General features: G+C 71.8%; 1 protein-coding gene. It reads right to left on the minus strand.

The annotated features are described in order from the left end of the window. Positions 1–2,954 (minus strand): NAD-glutamate dehydrogenase domain-containing protein (locus VIB55_RS05370; RefSeq protein WP_331875640.1); only part of this gene is annotated, 2,954 nt, incomplete at its 3' end. Positions 2,955–2,984 lie beyond the last annotated feature (30 nt).

Below are 2,984 nucleotides of genomic sequence, written 5' to 3' on the forward strand. Positions count from 1 at the left end.
GCATACGCAGAAAGGGGACAGTTGCCCACGCGCAGCTCGGCCAGCAGGTCGCGATACGCGCGCACGCCCCGCGGATTCGCGGCCTCCAGGCGGTCCAGCGCCCCCGCGGGAGCACCCTCGCCCGCGCGCGCCAGCAAGCCCGTCACGAGCGCACGCTGCGCCCGCTGCACGTCGTCGCCCAAGGCCTGGGCGAAGCGCCGCTCCCACGGATCGCGCCCGGCCGCCAATTGCACCGCCTGGCGCAGGCGCGCCGTGGCGAAGTGCTCCGACACCGCGTAGAAGGCCTTGGCCGCGCGCAGCTCGTCGGTCTGCCCGCGCCGCGACACCTCCACGATCTCCAGCAGCTGCGGCAGGAAGCGCAGCGTGATCAGCCGCTCCGCCAGGCCGCGCTCAACGCCAAGGTCCTGCATGGCGCCCAGCTGCGTGAGGAACAGCGCCCGGTCCTCGCCGCTGACCACCTTGGCGAAGTTCCCCCGCAGCGCGCCCAACGCACTCCGCGCATCCTCGATCAGCGCGTCCGTCGCCGCGCCCGGCGCCACGTTGGCCAGAATCCAGTGCGTAGTCGTTTCCAGCACCCGCGCCAGGTCCAGCAGCCAGCCGTACACCACCTCCACGTCGTAGCGCCCCTCGGCCCCGGCAAGGTCCGCCCGCACCTCGGGGGTGCCGCTGATGCGGCTGGCGACCAGCCACGCCCGCACCACCTCGGGAATGGAGTGCCCCGTGTCGCGCGAGGTGCGGTGAAGGAACGACGAGCCCATCAGGTCCACCAGGTCGTTCACCATCTGCGTGGTGACGATCTCGCGCCGCAGCCGGTGCGAGCGCAGGCGCTCCAGCCCCGCCGTCTCCACCGCCAGCGGGGGGAAGTAGTTCACCAGGTACGACTCCGTGGCCGGGTCGTCGGGGACGGAGCTGTCCAGCAGCTGCATCTTGGCCGCCATCTTGGCGTGCGCCAGCAGCACCGACAGGGTGGGCCGCGTCAGCCCGATCTTTTCCGCCCGCCGCTCGGCGATCTCGTCGGGGCTGGGAATGCCCTCGGCCTCGCGGTTCAGCAGGCGCTCGCGCTCCTGCGCCGCGATCAGCGCCGCGAAGTCGTCCAGCGCCTCCTTCGATCGCCGCTGGTCCAGCGACACCGCCAGCGACTGGCTGACGTTGTCGCGCAGCACCAGCTCCGACACCTGGTCCGTCATCGCCCGCAGCGTCTCGTTGCGCTGCTCCTCGGAAAGCGACCCGTCGACCACCAGCCCGTTCAGCAGGATCTTGAGGTTCACCTCGTGGTCGCTCATGTCCACGCCCGCGGAGTTGTCGAGCGCGTCGGTGTTCAGGCGCCCGCCCCGCAGGTTGAAGGTGATGCGCGCCCGCTGCGTGAGCCCCAGGTTTCCGCCCTCGCCGATCACCTTGCAGCGCAGCACGTCGGCATCCACGCGCACCGGGTCGTTGGTGGGGTCGCCCACCTCGGCGTGCGTTTCCTCGCGGTCCTTCACGTAGGTGCCGATGCCGCCGTTCCACAGCAGCTCCACCGGCGCGGTGAGCACCGCGCGGATCAGCGCCTCGCCATCCAGCGTCGCCACCTCGTCGCCCAGCCCCAGGGCGGCGCGGGCCTCGGGGGTCAGCTCCACCTCCTTGCTGCCGCGCGGCACGATCAGCGCGCCCGGCGAAAGCTTGGCGCGGTCGTAATCCTCCCACGACGAGCGGGGGAGGTCGAAGATGCGCTGCCGCTCCTCGAAGCTCACCGCCGGGTCGGGCGTGGGATCGATGAAGATGTGGCGGTGGTCGAAGGCGGCCAGCAGCCGGATCTGCCGGGAGAGCAGCATGCCGTTGCCGAACACGTCGCCGCTCATGTCGCCCACGCCCGCGACGGTGAAGGGCTCCGCCTGGATGTCCTTGCCCATCTCGCGGAAGTGCCGCTTGACGCACTCCCATCCGCCCCGCGCGGTGATCCCCTCCTTCTTGTGGTCGTAGCCGTTGCTGCCGCCGGACGCGAAGGCGTCGCCCATCCAGAAGCCGTACTCGGCCGAGACGGCGTTGGCCACGTCCGACAGGTGCGCCGTCCCCTTGTCCGCCGCGACCACCAGGTACGGGTCGTCGCCGTCGTGCCGCACCACGCCCTGCGGAGGCACCACGGTGCCCCCCACTAGGTTGTCGGTGATGTCGAGCAGCCCGCGCATCAGGGTGCGGTACTGCTCCTTCGCCTCCTCACCCATCGCGTCGCGGTCCGCCAGGCGCCGCCGGGTGATGAAGCCGCCCTTGGAGCCGCTGGGAACGATCACCGCGTTCTTGATCACCTGCGTGGTGACCAGCCCCAGGATCTCCGTGCGGAAGTCGTCGGGACGGTCGCTCCAGCGGATGCCGCCGCGGGCCACGGGCGCGCCGCGCAGGTGCACGCCTTCCATGCGTGAGGAGTGGACGAAGACCTCGTACAGCAGCCGCGTCTTCTTGAGCTCGTCCACGTCGGCCGAGCGCACCTTGAACGAGATGTAGGGCACGCCGCCGCTGCGCACGGTGGGGTCGGCGCCGCCCGTGCGGAAGTAGTTGGTGCGCACGGTGCCGCCGATCAGCGCCAGCAGCCGGCGCAGGGCGCGGTCGTCGGCCAGCGAGCTCACCTTTTCCATCTCGGCCGCCAGCGTGGCCCGTGCGGGCGCCTCGTCGCCGCCCGGGGCCGCGAAGCGCGCGTGGAACAGCTGCACCAGGCCGCGCGTCACGGCGGGGTAGGTGGCCAGGGCGCGCGCCACGGCGATGCGCGAGGGGATGGCCCCCACCTGGAAGGCGTACTCGGCGTAGGCGCGCAGCAGGTCTGCCTCGCGCCAGCGCAGGCCCGCCGCCAGCACCAGCCCGTTGAAGGGATCCTCCACCGCGTCGCCGGCGCGCACGGCCAGAAGCGACTCGGCCAGCAGCGGGGTGACGTCGTCGGGGATGGCCGTTCCCTCGCGCGTCTGCACGGCAAAGGAGTAGATCATCCTGTCCGGGGCGCCGGGCGCGCGCACCTG

This window comes from Longimicrobium sp., assembly GCF_036554565.1.
Lineage (GTDB): Bacteria > Gemmatimonadota > Gemmatimonadetes > Longimicrobiales > Longimicrobiaceae > Longimicrobium.